The organism is Streptococcus sp. (genome assembly GCF_019414905.1).
Classification (GTDB): domain Bacteria; phylum Bacillota; class Bacilli; order Lactobacillales; family Streptococcaceae; genus Streptococcus.
On record NZ_DXLC01000007.1, the window covers coordinates 1 to 2591 of the forward strand.

Annotated in this window: 3 protein-coding genes; all 3 read left to right on the forward strand. The window is 43.1% G+C overall.

The features are described from left to right. A partial coding sequence (locus QZ359_RS00125; protein WP_293944601.1) for an acetolactate synthase large subunit occupies positions 1 to 1575 on the forward strand: 1575 nt, incomplete at its 5' end. Further along, positions 1568 to 2044, forward strand: a complete 477-nt coding sequence (ilvN, locus tag QZ359_RS00130; protein WP_001253803.1) for an acetolactate synthase small subunit — start codon at positions 1568 to 1570, stop codon at positions 2042 to 2044. The genes QZ359_RS00125 and ilvN, both read left to right, overlap by 8 nt. A gap of 65 nt (positions 2045 to 2109) precedes the next feature. After that, a partial coding sequence (locus QZ359_RS00135; RefSeq protein ID WP_293944839.1) for an NAD(P)-dependent oxidoreductase occupies positions 2110 to 2591 on the forward strand: 482 nt, incomplete at its 3' end.

Genomic DNA, 2591 nt, shown 5'->3' on the forward strand with positions numbered 1-2591 from the left:
ATATATAATTTTAAAGGCATTCGCCACATTCTAGGGCGCCATGAGCAAGGTTGTCTGCATGAAGCTGAAGGTTATGCCAAATCAACTGGAAAGTTGGGTGTTGCCGTCGTCACTAGCGGACCGGGAGCAACAAATGCCATTACAGGGATTGCAGATGCCATGAGCGATAGCGTTCCCCTTTTGGTCTTTACAGGTCAGGTGGCGCGAGCAGGTATTGGGAAGGATGCCTTTCAGGAGGCAGACATTGTGGGAATTACCATGCCAATCACTAAGTACAATTACCAAGTTCGTGAGACAGCTGATATCCCTCGAATCATTACGGAAGCTGTCCATATCGCAACTACAGGACGTCCAGGGCCAGTTGTCATTGACCTACCTAAAGACGTATCTGCTTTAGAAACGGACTTCATCTATTCACCAGAAGTGAACCTACCAAGCTATCAACCAACTCTTGAGCCGAATGATATGCAAATCAAGAAAATCTTGAAGCAATTATCCAAGGCTAAAAAGCCAGTCTTACTAGCTGGTGGTGGAATTAGTTATGCTGAAGCTTCTGCAGAATTAAATGAATTTGCAGAACGCTATCAAATCCCGGTGGTAACCAGTCTTTTGGGACAAGGAACGATTGCAACGAGTCATCCACTCTTCCTTGGAATGGGAGGCATGCACGGGTCATTCGCAGCTAATATTGCCATGACGGAAGCGGACTTTATGATTAGTATTGGTTGTCGTTTCGATGACCGCTTGACGGGGAATCCTAAGACCTTCGCTAAGAATGCTAAGGTTGCCCACATTGATATTGACCCAGCTGAGATTGGCAAGATCATCAGTGCAGATATTCCTGTAGTTGGAGATGCTAAGAAAGCCTTGCAAATGTTGTTGGCTGAACCGACAGTTCATAACAATACTGAGAAATGGATTGAAAAAGTTACTAAAGACAAGAACCGCGTTCGTTCTTATGACAAGAAAGAGCGTGTGGTTCAACCGCAAGCCGTTATTGAACGAATTGGTGAATTGACGAATGGAGATGCCATTGTGGTCACAGACGTTGGTCAACACCAAATGTGGACAGCCCAGTATTATCCCTACCAAAATGAACGTCAGTTAGTGACTTCAGGTGGTTTGGGAACGATGGGATTTGGAATTCCAGCAGCAATCGGTGCTAAAATTGCTAATCCAGATAAGGAAGTAGTCTTGTTTGTTGGGGATGGTGGTTTCCAAATGACTAACCAGGAATTGGCTATTTTGAACATTTACAAGGTGCCAATCAAGGTGGTTATGCTGAACAACCACTCACTTGGAATGGTTCGTCAGTGGCAAGAATCCTTCTATGAAGGTAGAACATCTGAGTCGGTCTTTGATACTCTTCCTGATTTCCAATTGATGGCACAAGCTTACGGTATTAAAAACTATAAGTTTGACAATCCTGAAACCTTGGATCAAGACCTTGAAGTCATCACTGAGGATGTTCCTATGCTAATCGAGGTAGATATTTCTCGTAAGGAACAGGTGCTACCAATGGTACCAGCTGGTAAGAGTAATCATGAGATGTTGGGGGTGAAATTCCATGCGTAGAATGTTAACAGCAAAACTACAAAATCGTTCAGGAGTCCTCAATCGCTTTACTGGTGTTCTGTCTCGTCGTCAGGTTAATATCGAAAGTATCTCTGTTGGAGCAACAGAAGATCCGAATGTATCGCGTATCACCATTATTATTGATGTAGCTTCTCATGATGAAGTGGAGCAAATCATCAAGCAACTCAATCGTCAGATTGATGTGATTCGCATTCGTGATATTACAGACAAGCCTCATTTGGAGCGAGAGGTAATTTTGGTTAAGATGTCAGCGCCAGCTGAGAAGCGCGCTGAGATTCTAGCGATTATTCAACCTTTCCGTGCAACGGTAGTAGACGTAGCACCAAGCTCGATTACCATTCAAATGACAGGAAATGCTGAAAAGAGTGAAGCTCTATTGCGAGTCATTCGACCATACGGTATTCGCAATATCGCTCGTACGGGTGCAACTGGATTTACCCGCGACTAAAAATCCAACTTAAATTTGTTAAACCAGCCTAAAAGGCAATAAATAATAGAAAAGAGAGAAAAACTATGGCAGTTCAAATGGAATACGAAAAAGATGTTAAAGTAGCAGCACTTGACGGTAAAAAAATAGCCGTTATCGGTTATGGTTCACAAGGACATGCGCATGCTCAAAACTTGCGTGATTCAGGTCGTGACGTTATTATCGGTGTACGTCCAGGTAAATCTTTTGACAAAGCAAAAGAAGATGGATTTGACACTTACACAGTAGCAGAAGCTACTAAATTGGCTGACGTTATCATGATTTTGGCACCAGACGAAATCCAACAAGAATTGTACGAAGCAGAAATCGCTCCAAACTTGGAAGCTGGAAACGCAGTTGGATTTGCTCATGGTTTCAATATCCACTTTGAGTTTATCAAAGTTCCTGCAGATGTAGATGTCTTCATGTGTGCTCCTAAAGGACCAGGACACTTGGTACGTCGTACTTATGAAGAAGGATTTGGTGTTCCAGCTCTTTACGCAGTATACCAAGATGCAACAGGAAATGC

Bases quoted from the DNA above. Each gene is read 5' to 3' on its own strand.
- ilvN (WP_001253803.1), top strand. From the start codon at position 1,568: ATGCGTAGAATGTTAACAGCAAAACTACAAAATCGTTCAGGAGTCCTC.